This is a genomic window from Maribacter luteus, assembly GCF_009674825.1.
Lineage (GTDB): Bacteria > Bacteroidota > Bacteroidia > Flavobacteriales > Flavobacteriaceae > Maribacter_A > Maribacter_A luteus.
The window spans coordinates 65,625-91,363 of record NZ_WKJH01000030.1; the positions used below are offsets into that span (position 1 = coordinate 65,625).

Here is a 25,739-nt window from a genome sequence, read left to right on the forward strand (position 1 = left end):
CTATATTTTAAAACGATCTCAATTCAAGATATCACTTCCAATTTAGCGAATCGCAACAATAATTTCTTGATATCTCCCTGATCGAATTTTATCTCGGCCTTTTTATCATTTCCGACGCCTTCCAATTTAATAACCACACCACGACCAAAGCGGGTATGGTTTACGACAGCACCTTCTGTCAGATTAGGGTCTATTACATTGGTATTTCCTATAGGTTTGGCCAATTCGGGTTTTAATTTCCTTAATTTTCGCAATTGGGATTCATTGGGTTTACCCACAGGAGGAGGCGTGCCTGTCCGCGGTTTAACCTGTCGTAGTTTACTTTTATCAACCTCTCCGAAAATATCAGCATCGATAAGTGATTTATATCTATATCCTTTATCTATCGGGGTTAGGTTCTCTATATATTTCTCATCTATCTCTTCTATAAAACGACTGGGTTCGGCATCTATGAGTTTACCCCATCGATATCGATTTTGGGTATAGGTCAGATATGCCTGTTTTTCTGCCCGTGTCAATGCCACATAAAACAAGCGGCGTTCCTCTTCCAATTCGCTACGGGTGTTCATACTCATGGCCGAAGGGAAAAGATCTTCTTCCATTCCTACTATATATACGTAAGGGAATTCTAGTCCTTTCGCCAAATGAATGGTCATAAGGGCTACCCTATCGTCGTCACCAGTATCATTGTCTAAATCTGTTGCCAAGGCCACATCTTCCAGAAACTCCCCAATATTACCGGTAGCATCTGCAATTTCCTTTTGGCCTTCAACAAAATCCTTGATTCCGTTAAGTAATCCCTCTACATTTTCCATTCTGGCGATTCCTTCGGGAGTTCCATCCTTTTTAAACTCCAAAAGAATCCCCGTTTTCTTTGCTACATGTTCAGACAATGTAAAAGCATCGGCACCTTCGTTCATGATCTGGAAGCTCTTGATCATGGTAACGAAATCCTGTAATTTTCGTTTGGTCCCCGAATTAATTTTCAGATTAATACGATCCAGGTTTTCTATAACCTCGAATATTGATCTACCATAGTGGTTTGCAGCAACAATCAATTTATCCAAGGTTGTCTGCCCAATACCGCGGGCAGGAAAATTAATGACCCTTTTTAGGGCTTCTTCATCTTTCGGGTTTATCACCAGTCGTAAATAAGACAAAACATCCTTGATCTCTTTACGCTGATAGAATGAAAGTCCACCATAAATACGATACGGAATATCCCTTTTACGAAGTGCATCTTCAATGGCCCTGGATTGGGAGTTGGTACGATAAAGCACAGCAAAATCCCCATTTGGTAACTGCTGTTGCATTTTGTTCTCAAAAATGGAACCTGCTACGAACCTACCTTCCTCAGCATCGGTTATACTGCGATGAATTTTTATCGGAGGACCATCGTCATTAGCTGTCCACACCTCCTTTTCCAATTGGTTTTTATTGTTCGCAATGATTGAATTCGCCGCGTTAACGATATTTTTGGTGGATCGGTAATTTTGTTCCAATCGGTACATTCCTACATTATCATAATCCCTCTGAAAGTTCAGGATATTACTGATATTGGCCCCTCTGAATGAATAGATACTTTGTGCATCATCCCCAACCACACATATATTCTGGTAACGATCGGAGAGTGCTTTAACAATTAAATATTGTGAATGATTGGTATCTTGGTACTCATCTACCAAAATATAACGGAACCTATCTTGATACTTCATTAAAACCTCGGGAAAACGGGTCAAAAGTTCATTGGTCCGTAATAAAAGGTCATCAAAGTCCATCGCTCCCGCCTTAAAGCATCGGTTCACATATTCTTCGTAAATCTCCCCTGTTCTTGGTCGTTTGGCCATTGCATCCGCTTCAATCAATTCGGGGTTCTGCATATAAGCCTTCACCGTTATCAAACTATTCTTGTAAGATGATATTCTATTCTGAATCTGTTTATACTTATAGATATCCTTATCCAACCCCATTTCCTTGATAATCGATGCGATCAAACGTTGGGAATCCTGCGTATCATATATAGTGAAATTACTTGGATAACCCAGTTTATCGCCATCAAAACGTAACAACTTGGCGAAAACGGAGTGAAAAGTACCCATCCAAAGATTTTTTGCTTCAGAATCCCCTACAATATCGGCAATACGCTTTTTCATTTCCCTAGCCGCCTTATTCGTAAAGGTCAATGCCAATATATTAAATGAGTCTACCCCTTGCGCCATAAGATGTGCGATACGGTAGGTAAGTACCCTGGTTTTTCCCGAACCTGCACCCGCAATAACCATAAGGGGCCCATCTTTATGCAACACAGGGGCCTTTTGGGCCTCATTCAATTCATCTATAAAATTTTTCAATACAATCTAGGATTTAGAGGCGTGAATTTACCATTAATTCACCGGACACTAAAAAGCTGCTAACAATAATTATGAACAATGGAAATTGATTATTCTTTCAATTTGAATATATTTAGGCAATAAAAGTCCGAAAATGCAGCGATTTTACCCCTTTTCATTATTCCTAGGTTTACTTTTTCATTTAACAATGGTCGCCCAAACCAAGAAAGCAGGACCTGTAATAACTGATTTCGGTGAAGTTTTCATTGTGAACGAAATTGATTTTGTCGTCGACACTTCGATGGAATTCAAAGTGGTCTTTGACATCATGAATTCCCCCGATGACCATAAAACATTGAATTCCTCCATTGAAACCGCTGCCCGTTTTTTGAATATGCATGCCCAAAACGGAGTACCGTTAGAACAAATGAAAATAGCATTGGTTGTTCACAGTAAAGCTTCGAAAGACATAATGAACAATGAGGCCTACCAAAAACGATATGGAACAAACAATCCTAATATTGAATTAATCAAATCACTATTGAACGTGGGAGGTCAAATTATCTTCTGTGGACAATCATCAATGTCCCGTGGCATTTCAAAAGAAGAGTTGATAAGCGGTGTACAATTATCGCTCTCGGCCATGACCGCCTTGATCCAATTACAGAATAAAGATTACCAACTCATTAAATTTTAAATCAGACACTTATGAAAAAACACTTAAGCTTAATGCTTCTCCTAATCGGAGGTTTGGCATTCGCCCAAAACCAGGGTCTTGACAAAGACTACCAAGCCGTTGAAAAAAAGGTAATTGAATGGCGAAGGGACATTCACCAGAATCCTGAACTTTCAAACCGTGAGTTTAAAACTGCTGAAAAAATTGCCAAGCATTTAAAATCTTTGGGAATCGATGTACAAACCGGGGTTGCACATACAGGTGTAGTTGGTGTTTTAAAAGGTGACCAAGATGGCAAAGTAATTGCTTTACGAGCCGATATAGATGCCTTACCGGTTTACGAACGTAACGACCTGCCATACAAATCGAATGTATCTTCAGAGTTCTTAGGGGAAAAAGTCGGGGTAATGCATGCCTGCGGCCATGATACCCACACTGCTATTTTAATGGGAGTTGCAGAAGTATTATCCAAGAATAAGGATAAGATCAAAGGAACCGTTAAATTCATTTTTCAACCTGCAGAGGAAGGTCCGCCACCGGGAGAAGAAGGTGGTGCTTTATTAATGGTTAAGGAAGGTGTTCTTAAAAACCCGGATGTAGATGCGATTTTCGGTTTACATATCAATTCCCAAACCCCTGTTGGTGTTATTCGTTATAAATCCGGGGGCACAATGGCCGCTGCCCAAAGTTTTACCATAAACGTAAAAGGAAAACAGAGTCACGGATCCCAGCCTTGGTCGGGAATTGACCCGATTATGATCAGCGCCAAGATTATCGACGGCTTGCAGACCATTATCAGCCGTGAGGTTAATTTAACGAATGAGGCCGCAGTTATTACCGTTGGGAAAATAAAAAGTGGGGTACGCTTTAATATTATTCCCGAAAGTGCTGAAATGATCGGCACCATAAGAACATTGGACTATGATATGAAAGAACACATCAACAAAAGAATGATGGAAATGGTGCCTGCCATTGCCAAAGCTTATGGAGCTGAAGCAACCATTGAAATCAAGGATGCGACGGATATTACCTATAATGATCCCGCTTTGGTGGAACAAATGCTTCCTACTATGAAGCGTGTAGCAGGTGAAAGTAATATTCAAACACAGAAAGCCGTTACGGGAGCCGAGGATTTCTCATATTTTCAGCGCAAAGTACCTGGTTTCTTCTTTTTCTTAGGTGGAATGACTCCGGGCACTACCGAATCTTTTCCTCACCACACTCCGGATTTCCTCATAGATGACAGTGGTTTACTCCTTGGCGTGAAAACACTGACAGAAATGAGTTTGGATTATTTAAACCCAAATATTTCCAGTGAACCCACAATAAAAGGGAAATAAAGTAATAATTCGTTTTAAGAGATATCTTACGGTTCATGGATTCAATTTTAGGATTTTTAAGTACTGTTTCTTGGTGGATGTGGGTGCTCGTTTTTTTGTTCATTGTTGCTATTCGCGACATTTTTGTTCAACAAGCGCATACGATATCACATAACTTTCCAATTGTTGGGCATTTACGTTATTGGTTGGAAAGCATAGGTCCCGAAATGCGCCAATATTTCGTAGCGAACAATCGGGAAGAGCTTCCTTTTAACCGTATAGAGCGCAGTTGGATCTATGCATCGGCAAAAAAGGAAAACAATTATGAGGGTTTTGGTACAGATCGCGATATTTATGCCCATCAACATATATTCGTTAAAAACCAAATGATGGCCTATAAAATAGGGTCAGGACATCCAAATAAAAAGGATAATTCATTTTTACCGTGCGTAAAGGTCATGGGGGCATATAACCAACGTAAAAAACCGTTTAGACCCGCATCGGCCATAAATGTATCCGCAATGAGTTTCGGGTCACTTTCAGCTGCAGCTATAGAGTCATTGAATGTTGGCGTTGCTAAAGCGGGAGCCTATCATAACACGGGTGAAGGTGGCCTTTCGCCCTACCATAAAAAAGGAGGGGATATCATTTTTCATTTCGGAACAGGTTATTTTGGCGTTCGAAGCGAAGATGGAAACTTTTCCATGGAAAAACTGAAAACACTGGTCAATGAAAACCCTTGTATCAAGGCTATCGAAATTAAGCTATCACAAGGTGCCAAACCCGGAAAGGGCGGTGTATTGCCCGGAGCGAAAATAACACCTGAAATTGCCAAAATCAGAGGGGTCGAAGTTGGAAAGGACGTCCTCTCCCCTGCTACCCATAAAGCTTTTGATACCATTCCTGAGCTTCTAGAACTTATTGAAGATATTGCGGAACAAACCGGATTACCAGTCGGTGTCAAGGGAGCTATAGGCAAATTGGACCAATGGGAAGAACTGGCCGACCTTATGATCAAAACAGGGAAAGGACCCGATTTTATAACCGTAGATGGTGGTGAAGGCGGTACGGGGGCTGCCCCACCCAGTTTTGCGGATCATGTATCATTACCATGGGTATACGGTTTTTCAAGTCTGTACAAATTGTTCTTGGATAAAAACCTAACAGAAAGAATCGTCTTTATCGGAAGTGGAAAATTGGGGTTCCCTGCCAAAGCGGCCATGGCATTCGCTATGGGAGTTGACTGCATTAATGTGGCCAGAGAGGCCATGATGAGTATTGGATGCATCCAAGCACAGGTATGCCATACCAATCGCTGTCCCGCTGGGGTAGCCACACAAAGTAAATGGTTACAAAACGGTATTCATGTGCCGCTGAAATCGGACCGATTGGCCCAATATTTCAAGACTTTCAGAAAGGAACTGATTGAAATCACCCATGCAGCGGGTTATGAACATCCTTGCCAATTTACCATGGATGATATTCAAGTAAACGTTGATGACGATTTTCTTCATAGCGATCTAAAATCGACCTATGGTTATGAAAAATCAAAGGTTGACTTTAATAATATGCAAGAACTTTATGATTGTGAATTTTTAGGAGGACGTGATTTTCACGGAACAATCAAATAACATACTTTTGTGACTTATTTTTTAATTCTTTAAATATTCCTCAAGACCCATGAAAAAAACCCTACTTAGCCTAACCTTGATTCTTGTTGCCTCCACATCTATTTTCGCACAACGAAAAAGTGATCTAATAGCAGAGATAGCCTCGCTTAAAACGGAACTTGATTCTACCAAAGCCATTGTAATAAAGGCCAAAAAGAATGAAAAAATCGGTTTGGCCCGAGCTGAATCTTTCGAATCCCAAGTACAGGAGCTTCAAGATGCCAATGCTACCTTGTTAAAGAATTTGAACAGTTTTGCCCAAGTTTCGAACAAGAACTCTGAAAACATAAACAAGGCCTTGGCGAAACTTGAAGAAAAAGAGAATCAATTAAAAGCCATTAACAATGCGTTGTCCTCCAATGACTCCACGGCCGTTGTGGTTTTGACAAACGCAAAACAATCCCTCGGAGAAAATGCCAAAATCGGTGTAACCAATGGATCCGTAATCATTGCCTCAAAATTGGAATCATTATTTGGAACTACTTCCGGTGCCACAGTTACACCTGAAGGTATTGCATGGTTAGAAAAGATCGGTAATATTTTAAAAGCGAACCCAAAGGTTTCTTTGACCATTGAAGGACTAAGTATGACAGGGGAATTGGACCTAGCGGCCAACCAAGCCTATGCAATCGCTTCCATTCTTGAAAAACAGTTCGCCATTGCCTCAAATAGAATAAACACCTTAGGGAAGGACGGTAATTTCAAGGAAGGGATAAACCTTGTCCTACACCCTGATTATGCCGAGTTTTACGATATGGTAAAGGAACATATGAAGGCTTCAAACTAAATTGGGAGCATATTGAAATTTGATATACTTTTTCTATAAAACCTTCGTTTTAATTTGCGTAAACCGAACTAAATACCAATTAAAATGTCAGGAGATCAAATATTTCAATTATTCGCTTACCTATTGCCATCTGTAGTTGTCGGGGCCATTGCTTTTTATTTCTTTAGAATGCATACCAATAATGAAGAAGGCAGAAGACGTTTTCTATTACACAAAGACTCCCAACACAACACCTTACCCATTAGACTGCAGGCTTATGAGCGTATGGCCTTGTTTTTGGAACGTATCTCCATACCAAGTTTAGTTGTTCGTGTTGCACCCAAAACAGCGGATAAAAACGATTACGAAAACCTATTGATACGAACCATAGAAAATGAGTTTGAACATAATCTTTCCCAACAGATTTACTTATCTGATGAATGTTGGAATATCATCAAAGCCGCAAAAAGCGCTACCATTCAAATGATACGCAAAGCCGCCTTGAGTGAAACCGACTCGGCCGATAAACTGAGGGAAGACGTTCTTAACCAAACGATGGACAAACAATCCCCTTCTGCAACTGCCTTGTCATACGTGAAAAAGGAAATCGGGGAACTTTGGTAACCCAAATTCCACAATGCTTTTTATCGATTATTTTCCATTGAAATACTTATTCCTTTAGGAACTCACTCTACATCAAGTTCCAATTGGGAAGTTTCCAAATTTTTGTATTTGGCAAAATTATAACCGCTCTGCCACCAAGCAGTCATTTTCTCTTTGTTGAAAATCAGTGAGTTGGTCGTCAGAACGGCCGGAGTATAATAGAAATTTATGACCGCATCATGATGATTGGCAACGAATTTACCAATACGTATATTCTGATGCTCAATACGATCCAACATAAAAGCGAACATTGAGGTCAACAAAGCAAAGGCATTCTTTGAAGGCATTCGATTGAACATCGTGGTTTCAGTCTGCAAGATTATCGCATCTATTTCAGTTGCACCTCTTTTTATGGCCTCTTCGATAGGTACCATGGAACCAAGACCGCCATCGGCATATTCACACCCATTTTTCTTTACCAAGCTCATAAAGGGAGTATAATTGCAGGAAATCCATATCCACTCACAAAATTCCTCATAGTCAAAATCGTTGATCGACTTATATTCTACCTGGTTCATAGAAAGATTGGAAACGGTGACCACAATATCCTTGGGCCCATTTTTCAGAATATGGAATTCCTCCTCGGTCAGGGTGTTTTTTATTAATTTGAGTAAGTTTTTACTCTCTCCGAATGTCTTTCCGCCTCGATAAAAATTCTTCAATACGTTCCAATGATCTATTCCTATACTTTCAACCCCATGTTTTTTCTGGATAACAAAGGGACAGTTGCTGAAGATACTATCTTGGTTAACCGATGTATATACCTCTTTTATCTTTTCTATTTTTTGAAGTGCCAAATGGGAAATCAACAAACTACCCGTTGAGGTTCCAAGAAAAAGGTCATAGTTATGGTCAAGTCCTTGCATCAAATATTGCGCAACACCACCGGCAAAGGCTCCTTTGCTACCACCACCCGATATGACCATCGCTCTCATTCGCTATTCAATTTAGTCTTAATATAACGAAGTTTCGCGTCATTCAAACCTTTTGTTAGTTCTATGATACGATTTCTTTGTTTATCAACCTTAAGTTCATTATCCAATAAACCCCGTGCATAATTCCTAAATTGCCAAGAATGGTGTGCCGTGGCATCAATGAGATCCAAAATATTCTGGTCGGTAAAATGTAGCACATCCGCAATAATACCAAAAGCACCTTGCCGTATTTCCATGGAATACCCTGGAGAAGTATAACCGTGTAGCTCGGCCAAATACCCCTCTTTGGAATCATTATCATAATCTTTGGTCAAACTTGCCAATAACAACCAAAGTAAACGAACATTTTTATTGGGTAGCCCAATTATACCTTTGGTCTTATCCAAATAAAGGTGTCGGTCTTGCGGAAAAGAAATCCATAAACGATATAAAGCACTTTCCAAGGTAATATAGCTTTTATCTTCCAATAAGGATTCGTACTCCATTTTAAAGTCTGTCGGGATTCTAGCTGAGGTCAATGCCAAAGCCTGCCTTATCTTTATTGATTTACTATCAAACGCCGATTTGATAATATCTGAGGAAAGCTGCTTATGGTACTTTGATACCAATCTAGCCTTAAATTCTTCATTATCAGATTCTTTCCAATATTTATCAATGATATCTTTTTTGTTTTTCAAGCTTGTGGTGAGGTCCCATTTAAGTTGAATGAAAGCGCCGACAGAGGACGAATTTTCAGATAGATAGTCTGTCACTTTTTCATTCGGAAATACAGAAGAACTCAACCATAACCGTTTAAATGGACCAAGATCCAAATTCGCGGCCAATTCCATCTCCCCTAGAAAATCATCAATGGTCACATTTTGGAACTGATACTTTTCCAAATAATTCTTTATACCCTTTTTAAAGGCCACATCCCCAATTTCGTTACGAAGCATAACCAAGGCCCAAGCTCCTTTTTCGTAAAAAGTAAGGCTACTGGCTTTCGGATCAGTTAAAGCCTCCCCTTTGTCCGCTTTTGACCGTTCATTCAATTGTTGGGCGGTATCAAAAAGCTTCCAATAGAAATAATCGTCCCCAAAAATTTCCTTTTCAGTCAAATAAGCATAATAGGTGGCAAAGCCTTCATGCAACCAATGGTGTTGACCATCTTTCTCGGTTACCAGATTCCCGAACCATTGATGTGCCAATTCATGGGCATTTACATTCACATAATTCTTATCGATAAATGCGACGGAATCTATCATAAATGCATCAGAGAAAATCGTAGTCCCAGTATTTTCCATTCCCGCATATAAAAAATCTTTAACGGGAATCTGTTTATAATTCTGCCAGGGATAAGGCATACCGATTTCATTTTCGAGAAAATCGAATATTTTCTTCGTATACCGATAGGTAGGCTCAACTTTTAGACTGTCTTTCGAGTAAAAATAATTCTCAATGGCCAAACCATTTTCCGAGATCAATTCCTGCTTGTCGTATTGAGCGATCACGAATGCCAGAAGATAGCTGCTCATAGGGTTTTGCATATCATAGGACCAGGTTTTAAGACTATCGGATTCTTTATACTTTCTTAGTTTCCCGTTTGCGATTACCTCATACTTTGGATTAAAGGAAATATTCAAATCAAACTCCACCTTTTCGGTCATATCATCAAAACTGGGTAACCAATGGCTAGTATATTTCCCTTGGCCTTGTGTCCATATTTGTCTACCAGATAGCAAATCATCCCCCCCTAAAAAATAAACCGTTTGCCTTGGCTTAGCCGAATATTCCAAGGTTAGGGAATAGCTTCTGTTCTTTTTAAAATTTTTATAAACCGTTATTTTGGTTTTAGAGACCTTGAAGCTCGCTTTCTTATGGTTCACCAAGACCGCACTGAACTTCATATCCTGGGCATCCAAAAAGACGGAATCCACATTCTGGAAGACCTTAAAGCGATAAATCACAGATCCTTCAATGGCTTTTTGATCTACCAATGGTCGAATGTTCACTTCTGCATGAATAAAATCCACCTTATCCTGATGTTGGGCATGTAGGTTTGAAAACATCAAGCCCAAAAAAACTATAACGAAATACCGTTGAACCATAAATTAAAATTACAATGTTTTATTGAATTTTAGGAAAGATGAATTATCAATTAAGAGAGTCTGGATATTCGGGAAACCCTTCTTGGAAGATCAGTAATTCAAATATGGCCCATTGCATATTAAACTGGGGGTTTCCAATAAAACAGTCTTCACCCCTGATACAAAGAATTGAAATGACCAATCCCCAAAATTGCATCTAATTCGTAATACTCTTATTTTTATCGAATGAATGCCAATTTCCTTCAAACTCCCATTACGTACCTTAAAGGCGTAGGTCCTCATAGGGCCCAAATACTGCAGTCGGAGTTAGGGATCGGTACATACCAAGATCTTATCAATCTATATCCAAATCGTTATATCGATAAGACCAAATACTATAAAATAGGTCAATTGCAACGTAGTAATGCCGATGTTCAGATAATTGGGAAAATCGTTCATCTAAAAACCGTTGAACAAAAGAAAGGGAAACGTCTAGTGGCTTCTTTCATTGATGATACAGGTGAAATGGAATTGGTTTGGTTCAGGGGTCAGAAATGGATTCGGGAAAACCTAAAACTGAATACCCCCTATGTGATTTTTGGCCGGTGTAATTGGTATAATGGTAAATTCTCTATGCCACATCCCGAAATGGAATTGCGTACCGAGCATGAAAAAGGCCTTAAAATAAAAATGCAGCCCATTTACCCCTCCACTGAAAAGTTAGGGAATAGTGGCATCACCAATAGGGTTATCAATAAATTACAACAACAACTTTTTATTGAAACAAAAGGACAGTTCAGGGAAACCCTCTCTGACCCACTTCTTCATGAACTTAGATTAATATCAAAAAGTGAAGCCCTATTCAATATCCATTTTCCTAAAAGCCAAGAATTTTTGGCCAAAGCCCAATTCAGATTGAAATTTGAAGAGTTGTTCTACATTCAATTACAACTTATTTCAAAAAAATTGCTGCGTAAACAAAAAATAAAAGGCTTCAACTTTGACCAAGTAGGCGAACGTTTTAATGACTTTTACAATAACCATTTACCGTTCCAATTGACCAATGCCCAAAAAAGGGTTATCAAAGAGATTAGGGCCGATTTGGGTAGTAATGCCCAAATGAATCGATTATTACAAGGTGACGTTGGCTCTGGAAAGACGATCGTTGCCCTAATGATCATGCTTTTGGCAATAGACAATGATTTCCAGGCCTGCTTAATGGCACCAACGGAAATTTTGGCCAATCAGCATTTTAATGGAATCAAGGAACTTTTGGCAGATATGGGAGTACGGATTGCCCTATTGACCGGTTCTACAAAAAAATCAGAACGAAATATCATCCATCAACAACTGGAAAGTGGGGAATTAAATATATTAATTGGCACACATGCCTTATTGGAGGACAAAGTGCAGTATAAAAACCTAGGTCTAGCTATTGTTGATGAACAACATCGTTTTGGTGTGGCACAACGTTCCAAATTATGGCATAAAGGAAGCCCACCCCAGACCCCTCCCAAAGGGAGGGTGAATGAAATTCATCTCAAATATCAAACAGCTAGACCTTCCACCTACAACCTTTTAAAAGAACTTCAAAAAGAAAGAAAAAAACAAACAACGGAAGCGGAAAGAATTCTATGGGAACAATTAAAAACCAAACAACTTGGTGAAAAATTTAGACGACAGCATGTGATTGACGAGTTTATCGTGGATTTCGTATGCTTATCTAAAAAATTGATTGTTGAGGTTGATGGTGAATATCATAACAATAAAACCCAAAAAGAAGCTGATGACCTTAGAACTAAAATCTTGAGTGAGTTTGGTTATAAAGTTATACGCTTTTCAAACGAAGAAGTTATTGGTGCCATTGATGCCGTAACTAAAAAGATAAAGACAGTTTTAAATAGCCTCCCCCTAGGGGAGGATGGTGGGGCTTTACCACCACATATTCTGGTCATGACCGCCACACCTATTCCTAGGACCTTGGCAATGAGCTTATACGGGGATTTGGATATTTCGGTCATAGATGAGCTTCCTCCTGGACGGAAAGCCATTAAAACGGTACATCGGTACGATTCCAACCGCCTTAAGGTATTTGGTTTTATAAAGGATGAGATAAAAAAAGGAAGACAGATTTATGTGGTCTACCCGCTGATCCAGGAATCGGAGGCCTTGGACTATAAAGATTTAATGGATGGTTATGAAAGTATTGTGAGGGATTTCCCCCAACCTGAATACCAAATATCAATCGTTCATGGAAAAATGAAACCTGCGGATAAGGATTATGAAATGGAACGCTTTGTTAAAGGCGAAACCCAAATCATGGTGGCCACCACCGTAATCGAGGTGGGCGTAAACGTTCCCAATGCATCTGTAATGATCATCGAAAGTGCGGAACGTTTCGGGTTGTCCCAATTACATCAATTACGGGGTCGCGTAGGCCGAGGTGCAGACCAGAGTTATTGTATTTTAATGACCAGCCATAAACTATCCTCCGAAGCCAAAACGAGATTAGAGACCATGGTACGTACCAATGACGGTTTCGAAATCGCCGAGGTAGATCTTAAACTGCGAGGGCCTGGGGATTTAATGGGTACCCAACAAAGTGGAATCCTCAACCTGAAGATTGCCGACATCGTAAAGGATAATGATATTTTAAAAACCGCCCGCCACTTTGCCATGAAAATCTTAAAAGAAGATCCGCCGCTCGAAAAACCTGAAAACCTTACCATTCGGCATACCTATGCCCAAATCGTTAAACAAAAAAATATATGGAATTATATTAGTTGAAGAGACTGAAAAACTTGCAACACTTATTTAAACCGTTTTAAAAAATAGCGCATTAAAGAAAAACAATGACGGTCAAACACTCAGTCAAATATATTCCTTTAATTAAAACAAGGATTTAGATTTGTCTAATGATGAGGTAATTGAAAAAAGTATTTCAATTTAAATCATGTACAAATTTAATAAGTAACTATCTTATAACCTTGCTAATTTGCATTCACATTTGCAGCCACTACAGCCGAAATTGAACCGGATATACTAATATCTAAACTATAAGTATAAGTACCTGATGAATAAAAAACAGTAGTATCAGTACCATTAACCCCTGCTGTATTTGTAGATGCTGTATAATCATCACTATCCACATAGAATGTTGCATATGCAGTAGCTCCCAAACCAGTAATTAACCTAGCTGTTAAGGTAAAAGTCCTTGGTATTCCTGTTATGGTTAATTGCCCTGTAATAGAATCACTATTGGATCCACCAGTATTATTAACAGCAGATCCGTTATCAAAAATCACAAAATCCCTTGGATTTGCTGAAAAGGTATATGTATCCGTTAGAGCACCATCACTGACAACTAGAGATACGTTATATATTCCAGCACTAGAGTATGTATGACTAGGGTTAGAAGCATTTGAAATATTTCCATCCCCAAAATCCCAAGAATACGTCAATATATCATCATCAGGATCTGTTGAACCATTGCCTATAAAATCAATTATATATTGTGAAGTCCCTGTTCTTTGAGAAGAGGAAACTATTGCCGTTGGTGCCTGATTCGCTGGGCTAATCCCTATTATAGTAATCGTTACCGTTGCCGTATCAAAGCCGCCATTACCATCGGAAATTTGATATGTTACAGCTGTCTCTGTTGTCTCCCCTTCATCTAGATAATCAAATTCCCCTAAAGTGGGTAAAAATTCTAAATTCCCATTAGGTAATACATACAGTTGTCCACCATTATTACCACTAACCGTCTGACTTACCAAGGTCTCAGAACCGTTGACTTGACTTACAACGAGTGTATCACCATCCAAATCACTGTCCGCACCGTTCCCGTTATCTTCTAAAACATTACCATTTAGTGATCCGTTGACCGTCCAAGAAAATTCATCATCAATAGCGTTTGGCGCATTGTTCAGGACCGCATTAACGGTCACCGTTATCGTTGCACTTACCACCGGGTTGTTCCCATCATCCACTAAATAAGTAATCACATCATTCCCTGTAAATCCATTGTTCGGAGTGTAACTGATTACCGTTCCGGATATGGTAGCCGTTCCATTGGCCGGACTGCCTGTCTGAATGCTCACGGTCAAGGGGTCGTTCTCTGGGTCGCTGATCTCACTGGCTACATTTATTGAATTATTCGTTGAATTCCCTTCTACCATGACCGTGAAGTTGTTCGCTGTCGGTGCTTCGTTCACTACCGCATTGACCATAACCGTTATCGTTGCACTAACCGCCGGATTGTTCCCATCATCTACCAAATAGGTGATCACGTCATTACCGGTATATCCATTGTTCGGGGTGTAACTGATAACGGTACCTGTTATGCTCGCGGTTCCATTGGCCGGACTGCCATCTGCAATGGTTATGGTAAGCGGGTCGTTCTCCGCATCGGCGATATGGTCGTATACATCGATACTATTGTCTGTGGAATTCGACAATACCGAAACTGAAAAGTCCGTGGCCGTCGGTGGCTCGTTCGCTACGGCGTTCACCGTCACCGTACGTATCACCTCTGTTGCTGCATTCCCGTCCGAATCGGTTACGTTATAGGTCACTTGATAGCTTCCTGCCGTATTCGTGTCCACTGCCGAGGCATCGATAATGATATCCCCACTGATGTCAAGGTCCTCCACATCCATGGCCGTGGCCCCTTCTTCCACATAGGTATCCCCAACGGTCAAGGTAATGTCCCCTCCAATAAGCGTGATCTCCGGATCCGTACTTGTTGCTTCCTCGATCACCGTTACCGTCCATTCCTGTACCTCCTCGTTCTCGGCCGTTACCGTATAAATGACCGGAACCGTGAAATCCTGTTGTGTAGCCATGTCAGGTGTTACCGTGGCACCTTCAGATACCGTCAATACCGTTGGTGCCGTGGTCAAGGTCGTTCCCATCGGAACAGTGACCGATACCGTATGGGCCTGATCATCGATCAAGGACGTACCATTTTGTTCCGGTAACGTGAATGCTATGATGTCGTTCTCTCCCGAGGAAAGTTCCTCGACTACTTCCAGATTCACCGATGCGGTAAGTTCCTGACCGTTACTGTCTCTCAGATCGAAGGTCAAGGTCACCGCGCCAAGGGCATCCGGAACGAAACCGTATTGATAGGTGCCCGGGGTTATTCCCTCATAACCATCTAGGCCTACCCCTGTACCGTCACTTTGGGTCAGTGCCCCGGAGCCAGTGGATATACTATAATTACGTTCATAAGTTGCATTACCCGTACCTTCATTGCCCAAAGTGACCGTGACGGTCGTTTGGTACCCAACCAAAAGTTCACTGTCCGAAATCGTGGCCGTCCAGGTAACGGGGACCTCGCTTAAGATATAGGTGAGTTCAAGCTCCTCGGTGAAACCATAGGTGTCAGTGGCCTGGACCCTTACCGTATGGGCCCCTACCGTGGAACCGATATAATTTAAGCTCTTCGATAAGGGATCGAAAGGGCGGCGCTCCCCTTGGGGGACCTCTTCCCCGTTGGCGTCCTCGAAATGGCCTTCACCGCTCAATACCGTATACCTGTAATCATAGATATAACCTTCGATAAGTTCCTCAGGGACAACCGTCAAAGTCGTGGCCAGGGGTTCGTTCACATACCCCTCACTCGTATAATTCTCCGAGAGATCGAACTCCACCTCCGTGACCAATCCAACCTGTTTGGTGCAGGCGATCAGGATAATCAGCATCAGAATGAAATATATCGGGGACCTTCGTTTCTTGTTCATATATTTTTATATCCTAACCAAAATAATGACTGTCAACCTCTTATTCAAATCTTTTCGGTATAACGCAACTTAATAATATTCTCTTATTCCTACCTTCTAAAAAAAACCTAACTCTTCCTACCTAAACGTATTTTGTAAACCGAAAGAAAAATTAAAATTATATTATTTTTAAACCTAATTTTTTAATCCGGTATTATAGTTATAACATAACCCTGAGCTGATCCTCCTGGTATAATGAGTTGAACAGTATAAGAATATGTTCCTGTAGGAATAAATGAGGTTCTCTCTGTTTCGGTAGTTCCAGCGGCTGCTTGTACATACCATGAATCAGAACCAATGGTTAAATGATATTCAGCAGGTTCGTAAAGATCATTCCCAGCAAACAGGGACAATTCAAATTGAATTGGACCATTACTAACCGTTAATTCTCCAGAAATTGTTCGCAATGAAGAGCTCAAAGAAGTACCGTTATCAAAACTTGCTGATGGTAGTGGAGCGGAAACTTCAATTTCGAATTCCATATAATCAGTTGCACTATCATCGTCAGTAACGGTCATTCTAGCCATATATGTTCCAGGTGTATCGTACACATGGCTAACTTCACTGGGATAAGTTGCATTTTCTGTTGACCCATCTCCAAAATCATAGAATACACCTTCAATTGTACCATCTTCATCTGTTGAATTTATATTTTTGAAACTAACAGTTAATGGGGCGCTTCCACTTAAAGGGGTAGCGACACCATCAGCTACTGGTGGTTGATTGACAGCACTTACCACCACATCTCTGGTTTTTTGAATCGCCATATTTCCCGCAACATCACTGACATTATAGGTCACCGTATACGTGTCCGCTACACCTGTATTTACTATTCCACCAACAACCACACTCCCTGTTATGTTCCCATCCACATTGTCCGTGGCCGAATATCCCGGCTCTATATATGTATCCCCCACCGTAAGGTTCACCGTTCCACCTACCAAAGTGATGACCGGTGGTGTCGTATCAGGGGCGGCACTTACCACCACACTCCTCGTTTTCTGAACTGCCGCATTCCCCGCTGCATCACTGACATTATAGGTCACCGTATAGGTGTCCGTCACACTGGTATTCGGAAGACCGGCCACAACTACACTACCTGTGATGTTCCCATCCACATTGTCCGTGGCCGAATATCCCGGCTCTACATATGTATCACCCACCGTAAGGTTCACCGTACCTCCTACCAAGGTGATAACAGGTAGTGTCGTATCAGGGGCGGAACTTACCACCACACTCCTTGTTTTCTGAAGTGCCATATTTCCCGCAGCATCACTCACATTATAGGTCACCGTATACGTGTCCGCTATACTGGTATTCGGAAGACCGGCCACAACTACACTACCTGTGATGTTCCCATCCAAATTGTCCGTGGCCGAATATCCCGGCTCTATATAAGATTCCCCAACAGTAAGGTTCACTGTCCCTCCTACCAAGGTGATCACTGGTGCTGTCGTATCAGGGGCAGCACTTACATTTACTGTCCTGGTTTTCTCTATTCCTATATTACCGGCTACATCACTGACATTATAGGTCACGGTATACGTGTCCGCCACACTGGTATTCGGAAGACCGGCCACAACTAAATTTCCTGTGATGTTCCCATCCACATTGTCAGTGGCCGAATAACCCGGATCTATATAAGATTCCCCCACCGTAAGGTTCACCGTTCCACCTACCAAGGTGATTACAGGTGGTGTCGTATCGGGGGCGGCACTTACCACCACACTCCTCGTTTTCTGAACTGCCGGATTCCCTGCTGAATCACTGACATTATAGGTCACCGTATACGTGTCCGCTACACCTGTATTTACTATTCCACCAACAACTACACTCCCTGTGATGTTCCCATCCTCATTGTCAGTGGCCGAATAACCCGGCTCTACATATGTATCCCCTACCGTAAGGTTCACCGTTCCTCCTACCAAGGTGATTACAGGTGGTGTCGTATCGGGGGCGGCACTTACCACCACACTCCTCGTTTTCTGAACTGCCGGATTCCCTGCTGCATCACTGACATTATAAGTCACGGTATACGTGTCCGCTACACTGGTATTCGGAAGACCGGCCACAACTACACTCCCTGTGATGTTCCCATCCTCATTGTCAGTGGCCGAATAACCCGGCTCTACATATGTAACCCCCACCGTAAGGTTCACCGTTCCCCCTACCAAGGTAATGACCGGTGGTGTCGTATCGGGGGCGGCACTTACCACCACACTCCTCGTTTTCTGAACTGCCGGATTCCCTGCTGAATCACTGACATTATAGGTCACCGTATACGTGTCCGCTACACCTGTATTTACTATTCCACCAACAACCACACTCCCTGTTATGTTCCCATCCACATTGTCAGTGGCCGAATAACCCGGCTCTACATATATATCCCCCACAGTAAGGTTCACCGTTCCGCCTACCAAGGTGATTACAGGTGGTGTCGTATCAGGGGCGGCACTTACGTTTACCGTACGTATCACCTCCGTTGCTGCATTCCCGTCCGAATCGGTAACATTGTAGGTCACCTGATAGCTTCCCGACGTGGCCGTATCCACCGCTGAGGCATCGATAACTATATCCCCACTGATATCTCCGTCCTCGGCATCCGTGGCAGTGGCACCTTCTTCTATATAAGTATCACCAACGGTCAAGGTCATATCGCCACCGATCAACGTTATCTCAGGACTCGCATTATCACTTACCGTAACCGTTATCGTTGCATTTACAACTGGATTGTTTCCATCATCGACCAAATAGGTGATCACGTCATTACCGGTATATCCATTGTTCGGGGTGTAACTGATTACCGTTCCCGATACGGTAGCCGCACCGTTGGCCGGACTGCCCGTCTGTAAATTTACGGTCAAAGGGTCGTTCTCCGCATCGGCGATATGGTCGTATACATCGATACTATTGTCTGTGGAATTCGTTACAACCGAAACTGAAAAATCCGTGGCTGTCGGTGGCTCGTTCGCTACGGCGTTCACCGTTACCGTACGTATCACCTCTGTTGCTGCATTCCCGTCCGAATCAGTCACATTGTAGGTCACCTGATAGCTTCCCGCCGTATTCGTATCAACCCCTGAGGCATCGATCACTATATCACCACTGATATCTCCGTCCTCGGCATCCGTGGCCGTGGCCCCTTCTTCCACATAGGTATCCCCAACGGTCAAGGTAATGTCCCCTCCAATAAGCGTAATCTCCGGATCCGCACTTGTTGCTTCCTCGATCACCGTTACCGTCCATTCCTGTCCGTCACCGTTCTCGGCAGTTACCGTATAAATGACCGGACTTGTGAAATCCTGTTGCGTACCCATGTCAGGTGTTACCGTGGCACCTTCAGATACCGTCAATACCGTTGGTGCCGTGGTCAAGGTCGTTCCCATCGGAACAGTGACCGATACCGTATGGGCCTGATCATCGATCAAGGACGTACCATTTTGTTCCGGTAACGTGAATGCTATGATGTCGTTCTCTCCCGAGGAAAGTTCCTCGACTACTTCCAGATTCACCGATGCGGTAAGTTCCTGACCGTTACTGTCCCTCAGATCGAAGGTCAAGGTCACCGCGCCAAGGGCATCCGGGACGAAACCGTATTGATAGGTGCCAGGGGTTATTGCCTCATAACCATCCAGGCCTACCCCTGTACCGTCACTCTGGGTCAGTGCCCCCGAGCCAGTTTCGATTTGATAGTTGCGCTCATAGGTCGCATTGCCCAAGCCCTCATTGCCCAAGGTGACCGTAATGGTCGTCTGGTCGCCCAACAATAGTTCAGTATCCGCAATCGTGGCCGTCCAGGTAACGGGGACCTCGCTTAAAATATAGGTGAGTTCAAGCTCCTCGGTGAAACCATAGGTGTCAGTGGCCTGGACCCTTACCGTATGGGTCCCTACCGTGGAACCGATATAATCTAAGCTCTTCGATAAGGGATCGAAAGGGCGGCGCTCCCCTTGGGGGACCTCTTCCCCGTTGCCGTCCTCGAAATGGCCTTCCCCGTTCAACACCGTATACCGATAATCATAGATATAGCCCTCGATAAGCTCCTCGGGAACTATGGTCAACGTCGTGGCCAAGGGTTCGTTCACATTGCCGTTCTCCAGATGCTGTTCGGTCAATTTGAACTCCACCTCCGTGACCAATCCAACCTGCTTGGTGCAGGCGATCAGGATAATCAGCATCAATATGAAATATATCGGGGACCTTCGTTTCTTGTTCATGTATTTTATAAATCCTTGTCAAAATAATGACCGGCAATGAATTATTCAAATCTTTTCGTTGTATTCACTATAAATATCTCAAATCAAGTGCATGCGGTGGTTCAATATACAAGAGTTAAGGTTCTTGATTTTGATATACCGCTTATTCCTTCTGTTACGGTAAAAGTTACCGAAACTTCTGAATTAAGCAAAAGATCAGTAAAAGACCCTATAACAGCACCAGTAGCCATTGGTATTTCAATTCCTTCTCTAAAAGGGTTACCGTCTATATCTATGGTAGCTTTTCCTGTAGTCATTACCATGGTATAAGAACCTGTCGACAAAGCACTATTTGGTGATATATTAAAATATATATCAATAGGATTGGAATAACCATTTTCAGGTTGGGGTTCATAAGGGTTGGCTGAAAAACTAAAATCGGGAGCTAGTGGTTCTTCCAAAACTATTGGAACGGTATCTGTCCCTGTGGCCCCAAGATTGTCGGTCACGGTCAAGACAATATTATAAGTACCTGATGCATTGAACGTATGTGAAACGGAAGAATCATCAGTATTGTTTATTATGTTCCCTGCTGAACCGAAATCATCAAAATTCCATTCATAATCCACAATGCTACCATCATCAGTTGAACTGGACACAAAGAAATCCAATGTTTTAGGGAAATCTCCACTAGGAATCAGTATTAGTTCATTAATTTCCACGGTGGGACTTTGGTTCGGTATCACATTTACATCGATTGTTGCCGTACTAGTACCTCCATTACCATCTGAAATCGTATAATCGAACCTGTCATTTCCAGTTGTCGCATTATAGAGAATGGTTTGTTGGCCAGGACCAATGGATGCCGTACCATTTATTGGATTTTCGATAGCCGTTATCGTTAACAAATCACCGACATCAGCATCACTGTCATTATCCAATACATCCAAAGAATTGTTCGTCGTATTTTCATATACCGTGTATACATCATACACTGCGGTCGGTTCTTGATTTCCTGAAGCTTCTACAACGACCATCACGGTAGCTGTACCTGATGCCAAATCGTCATCCGTAGCCGTTAATCGGAATTCATATTCACCCTCTTCCAAACCGGTCACCATAGTAGATGCTGATGAAGGGTCCGTTATCGTCGCTGTACCTCCGTATTCCTTCTCCCATAAATAGGATTGGATCGTTCCATCACTATCAGTGGCGCTGCCATTAAGGGTCACCGAATTCATCGGTAAGGTAATAACGATATCACTACCTGCAGATACTGTTGGTGCAGCATTTGAATCTTCGACTCCTGTTACAGTTACCGTTACAGTTGCCGCATCAAAGCCTCCATTCCCATCAGTAATCTGATATTGAATATTGGTCAGCGCACTTTCCCCTTCATTCAGAGCATCATAATCCCCATTAGGATCAAAACTAAGATTTCCTCCGGCTGTCACCGTAAATTGACCACCAGTACTTCCGTTAATGGTAACTCCTACGTTTAATGAACTACCATTGACCTGATCCACAACGATACTATCACCATCGGCATCCGAATCCACACCATTGCCATTATCCAAAAAGACAGATCCATTCAGTGTACCATCTGCTGACACCATAAAGTCATCATCAACAGCAGTCGGTGCCTGATTAGCTGCTGTAACCGTGATTATATTGGTTACCGTACCGCTAAGGGCAGGGGTACCATCATCAGTTACAGTTAACGTAACTGTATAGGTACCGGGTGCACTAAAAGTATGTGACACGGTTCTAGGAAAACCACCAGTGTTTCCTGAACTACCATCACCAAAATCCCAATTGGTCAATACGATAGAACCATCGGGGTCAGAAGAACCTGAATTATTGAATTCAACCGTAAGTGGTGCTGTACCACCAGTACTATTTGCAATAGACACAGCTGTCGGTGCTTCGTTCACTACAGCATTCACCGTCACCGTACGTAACACTTCCGTGGCCGGGTTCCCATCCGAATCGGTTACGTTATAGGTCACTTGATAGCTTCCCGCCGTATTCGTATCCACCGCTGAGGCATCGATAACGATATCCCCACTGATGTCAAGGTCCTCGGCATCCATGGCCGTGGCCCCTTCTTCTATATAAGTATCCCCAACGGTCAAGGTCATATCGCCACCGATCAACGTTATCTCAGGACTCGCATTATCACTTACCGTTACCGTTATCGTTGCACTTACTGCCACATTGTTGCCATCATCGACCAAATAAGTGATCACGTCATTACCGGTATATCCATTGTTCGGGGTGTAACTGATCACCGTTCCCGATATGGTGGCCGTTCCATTGGCCGGACTGCCATCTGCAATGGTTATGGTAAGCGGGTCGTTCTCCGCATCGGCGATATGGTCGTATACATCGATACTATTGTCTGTGGAATTCGACAATACCGAAACTGAAAAATCCGTGGCCGTCGGTGGCTCGTTCGCTACGGCATTTACCGTTACCGTACGTATCACCTCTGTTGCTGCATTCCCGCCCGAATCGGTTATGTTATAGGTCACTTGATAGCTTCCTACCGTATTCGTATCAACCGCTGAGGCATCGATCACTATATCACCACTGATATCTCCGTCCTCGGCATCCGTGGCCGTGGCCCCTTCTTCCACATAGGTATCCCCAACGGTCAAGGTAATGTCCCCTCCAATAAGCGTAATCTCCGGATCCGCACTTGTTGCTTCCTCGATCACCGTTACCGTCCATTCCTGTCCGTCACCGTTCTCGGCAGTTACCGTATAAATGACCGAACTTGTGAAATCCTGTTGTGTAGCCATGGCCGGGGTTACCGTGGCACCTTCAGACACCGTCAATACCGTTGGTGCCGTGGTCAAGGTCGTTCCCATCGGAACAGTGACCGTTACCGTATGGGCCTGATCATCGATCAAGGACGTTGCGCTCTGATCGGGTATCGAAAAAGTAAGGATGTCGTTCTCTCCCGAAGATAGTTCCTCGACTACTTCCAGATTGACAGATGCGGTAAGCTCCTGTCCGTTACTGTCCCTAAGGTCGAAGGTCAGGGTCACCGTACCGAGGACATCCGGGACGAAACCGTATTGATAGGTGCCAGGGGTTATTCCCTCATAACCATCCAGGCCTACCCCTGTACCGTCACTCTGGGTCAGTGCCCCCGAGCCAGTGGATATACTATAATTACGTTCATAAGTTGCATTACCCGTACCTTCATTGCCCAAAGTGACCGTGACGGTCGTCTGGTCCCCAACCAAAAGTTCACTGTCCGAAATCGTGGCCGTCCAGGTCACAGGGACCTCGCTTAAGATATAGGTGAGTTCAAGTTCCTCGGTGAAACCATAGGTGTCAGTGGCCTGGACGCTTACCGTATGGGCCCCTACCGTGGAACCGATATAATTTAAGCTCTTCGATAAGGGATCGAAAGGGCGGCGCTCCCCTTGGGGGACCTCTTCCCCGTTGGCGTCCTCGAAATGGCCTTCCCCGTTCAACACCGCATACCGATAATCATAGATATAGCCCTCGATAAGCTCCTCGGGAACTACGGTCAACGTCGTGGCCAAGGGTTCGTTCACATACCCCTCACTCGTATAATTCTCCGAGAGGTCGAACTCCACCTCCGTGACCAATCCAACCTGCTTGGTGCAGGCGATCAGGATGGCAATTATTGCTAAAGAATAGCCTAATTTGATGTATATACCTCTCAAACTGCTTATTTATTAAAATAATATCTTAAACCAAGCCCCGTATAATTAGTAAAACTCCCAAAATCACTATTCGCATGATAAAACTCCGAAGTCCGAATTATCAGCGAAATGTGTTCACTGACTATAATATCCAAATCACCCGTCAAAACAGCTCCGTAAATAAACTTACTTTCCCCATTGACCGAAACAATATTTGAAATATCCATTTCGCCATTATTGACCATTTCATATCCGGCCAAGGCACCACCTCCTAAAGAAAGAGCCTGCATTCGCCTATTTCGACTATAAAGTGTTATGAAATAAGAATAACTGGCAGTAATACTCGAATAGGGAATTGAAGATATTCCTGATTTATAATTTGCAATAGAAACGTCCAAAGCAAGTTGTGTAAAAGTCGTTTCACTCAAATTCGTATTAAATGTTAATTCTCCCCCATAACCATCCCCGAAAATTCCTCCGGAGACCGAGAAAGTGTTTGTATAACTTTGTCCCAACAAAAAAACAGGGATACAAAATAGAATGACAAATAATGAGTTTTTAGTATTCAATTAGAGGGAAAATTTACTTGTTTATTATCCAACGGAAGTATGACCATATTATTGCTATCCTTCTCGGCAAGCGCAACATAGATTAACTCTTTACTGCTTATTTTGAAATTTTTAAATACATATACTATTTCATTTACACTAGCAGGATCAAGGGATTCTTGAAGATTGAAGGTATATCTAGGTTTCATGATTTTCTGTAATTGTCCTACTGCCGATTTTCTAAAGAAACTTACACCATCTATTTTATACTCCCGTTTGGAATTGTTTTCAATTTGAAGAACGAAATAAATATCACTCCTATCAACTAATATGTTGTTCAATTTTAAGACTATTCTTTTGTTCTGTCTAAAACTTCTTTTAAATATGGTCTTTTGCAAATAATTATTCTCACAAAAAATGCGATAATACTCTTCCCTATCCACTTCATACAAATCATCTTCTTCTGAAGAAAACTCAACTGGAACACCACTTTCAGTTGTGAAAGTCCCATCTATTTCCTGATCAACATCATTCTCGTTGGAAAAGGCCACTGTATCCTGAAAAACCGGCATCTCCTTGGGTATTTCCGGAGTATTTTCAATTATAGGTTCCGTTTCATCATAATACATAGATTCTGGTTCGTCATAATCCTTGGTTTCTTGACCTTCTTCGTTTGAGATAGAAACCATTTCATTTTGATCCACAGGCCCCTGATTGAGTTTGCCTACCGCTACCTCCGAATTAATTATATAGTTGTATTTATCTACTTTTTCTGAAAAATTGAGGACAAAAGAAAAGATATATCCATTATCGGTAATCACCGTCAAATTACTATCATTCCCTTTTCGACCTTGCAATGTCCCCAAATTGGCCCCTTCATCATATTCAAATTTAAAATTGACTCCTGGAGAAACAATCTTAACCACCTTGGACGGAAAAAAAAGACTAACAGTACTATTATCGTTACAAGCAATAGTCATTGGAGATTGGGCCCTAACATGGCCGCTGACCATTAATAGAATGATACCAATTAATAAATTACAAAAAATGGGGGATACCTTCATGTACGAAGAAAGTTTAATATTTTCCATAGTAATCTACCTA

At 42.3% G+C, this 25,739-nt stretch carries 14 protein-coding genes; 6 read left to right on the forward strand and 8 right to left on the reverse strand.

Annotated elements, in window-relative coordinates:
- Positions 1 to 23: 23 nt before the first annotated feature.
- A complete protein-coding gene (locus tag GJ691_RS17450; protein WP_154369270.1) occupies positions 24 to 2,351 on the reverse strand; it encodes an ATP-dependent helicase in 2,328 nt (775 codons plus the stop codon).
- 133 nt (positions 2,352 to 2,484) lie between these two features.
- Between GJ691_RS17450 and GJ691_RS17455 the strand changes: the two genes are divergently transcribed.
- The 5 genes from GJ691_RS17455 to GJ691_RS17475 all read left to right on the forward strand — a co-directional run bounded on the left by GJ691_RS17455 (position 2,485) and on the right by GJ691_RS17475 (position 7,385).
- Positions 2,485 to 3,027, forward strand: a complete 543-nt coding sequence (locus GJ691_RS17455) for a DsrE family protein (protein WP_154369272.1) — start codon at positions 2,485 to 2,487, stop codon at positions 3,025 to 3,027.
- A gap of 11 nt (positions 3,028 to 3,038) precedes the next feature.
- Entirely contained in the window at positions 3,039 to 4,346 is a 1,308-nt protein-coding gene (locus GJ691_RS17460; protein WP_154369274.1) for an amidohydrolase, read from the forward strand.
- Positions 4,347 to 4,381: 35 nt separating this feature from the next.
- Positions 4,382 to 5,956: an FMN-binding glutamate synthase family protein gene (locus GJ691_RS17465; protein ID WP_154369276.1), complete on the forward strand. Its 1,575-nt coding sequence runs from the start codon at positions 4,382 to 4,384 to the stop codon at positions 5,954 to 5,956.
- Between the two features lie 49 nt (positions 5,957 to 6,005).
- Positions 6,006 to 6,782, forward strand: coding sequence for an OmpA family protein (locus GJ691_RS17470; RefSeq protein WP_154369278.1), 777 nt, complete (start codon positions 6,006 to 6,008; stop codon positions 6,780 to 6,782).
- An 84-nt stretch (positions 6,783 to 6,866) separates the two neighbouring features.
- A complete protein-coding gene (locus GJ691_RS17475; protein WP_154369280.1) occupies positions 6,867 to 7,385 on the forward strand; it encodes a DUF7935 family protein in 519 nt (172 codons plus the stop codon).
- A gap of 62 nt (positions 7,386 to 7,447) precedes the next feature.
- Here the strand turns inward: GJ691_RS17475 and GJ691_RS17480 are convergent, their stop codons facing one another.
- Both GJ691_RS17480 and GJ691_RS17485 read right to left on the reverse strand, forming a co-directional pair.
- Complete coding sequence (locus GJ691_RS17480; RefSeq protein ID WP_154369282.1) at positions 7,448 to 8,359, reverse strand: patatin-like phospholipase family protein; 912 nt, start codon at positions 8,357 to 8,359, stop codon at positions 7,448 to 7,450.
- Positions 8,356 to 10,407: a M1 family metallopeptidase gene (locus GJ691_RS17485; protein WP_246200218.1), complete on the reverse strand. Its 2,052-nt coding sequence runs from the start codon at positions 10,405 to 10,407 to the stop codon at positions 8,356 to 8,358. Before GJ691_RS17485 ends, GJ691_RS17480 begins: the two co-directional genes overlap by 4 nt.
- A 264-nt stretch (positions 10,408 to 10,671) precedes the next feature.
- Between GJ691_RS17485 and GJ691_RS17490 the strand changes: the two genes are divergently transcribed.
- Positions 10,672 to 13,212: a DUF559 domain-containing protein gene (locus tag GJ691_RS17490; RefSeq protein ID WP_154369286.1), complete on the forward strand. Its 2,541-nt coding sequence runs from the start codon at positions 10,672 to 10,674 to the stop codon at positions 13,210 to 13,212.
- Positions 13,213 to 13,415: 203 nt separating this feature from the next.
- Here GJ691_RS17490 and GJ691_RS17495 read toward each other — a convergent pair whose 3' ends face one another.
- The 5 genes from GJ691_RS17495 to GJ691_RS17515 all read right to left on the reverse strand — a co-directional run bounded on the left by GJ691_RS17495 (position 13,416) and on the right by GJ691_RS17515 (position 25,699).
- Positions 13,416 to 16,169: a DUF5011 domain-containing protein gene (locus GJ691_RS17495; protein ID WP_154369288.1), complete on the reverse strand. Its 2,754-nt coding sequence runs from the start codon at positions 16,167 to 16,169 to the stop codon at positions 13,416 to 13,418.
- A gap of 182 nt (positions 16,170 to 16,351) precedes the next feature.
- Positions 16,352 to 20,425, reverse strand: a complete 4,074-nt coding sequence (locus GJ691_RS17500) for an immunoglobulin-like domain-containing protein (protein ID WP_154369289.1) — start codon at positions 20,423 to 20,425, stop codon at positions 16,352 to 16,354.
- Between the two features lie 101 nt (positions 20,426 to 20,526).
- Entirely contained in the window at positions 20,527 to 24,108 is a 3,582-nt protein-coding gene (locus tag GJ691_RS17505) for an Ig-like domain-containing protein (RefSeq protein ID WP_154369292.1), read from the reverse strand.
- A 5-nt stretch (positions 24,109 to 24,113) separates the two neighbouring features.
- Positions 24,114 to 24,656: a conjugal transfer protein TraO gene (locus tag GJ691_RS17510; protein WP_154369294.1), complete on the reverse strand. Its 543-nt coding sequence runs from the start codon at positions 24,654 to 24,656 to the stop codon at positions 24,114 to 24,116.
- Complete coding sequence (locus GJ691_RS17515; RefSeq protein ID WP_179955166.1) at positions 24,653 to 25,699, reverse strand: DUF4138 domain-containing protein; 1,047 nt, start codon at positions 25,697 to 25,699, stop codon at positions 24,653 to 24,655. Before GJ691_RS17515 ends, GJ691_RS17510 begins: the two co-directional genes overlap by 4 nt.
- Positions 25,700 to 25,739: the final 40 nt, after the last annotated feature.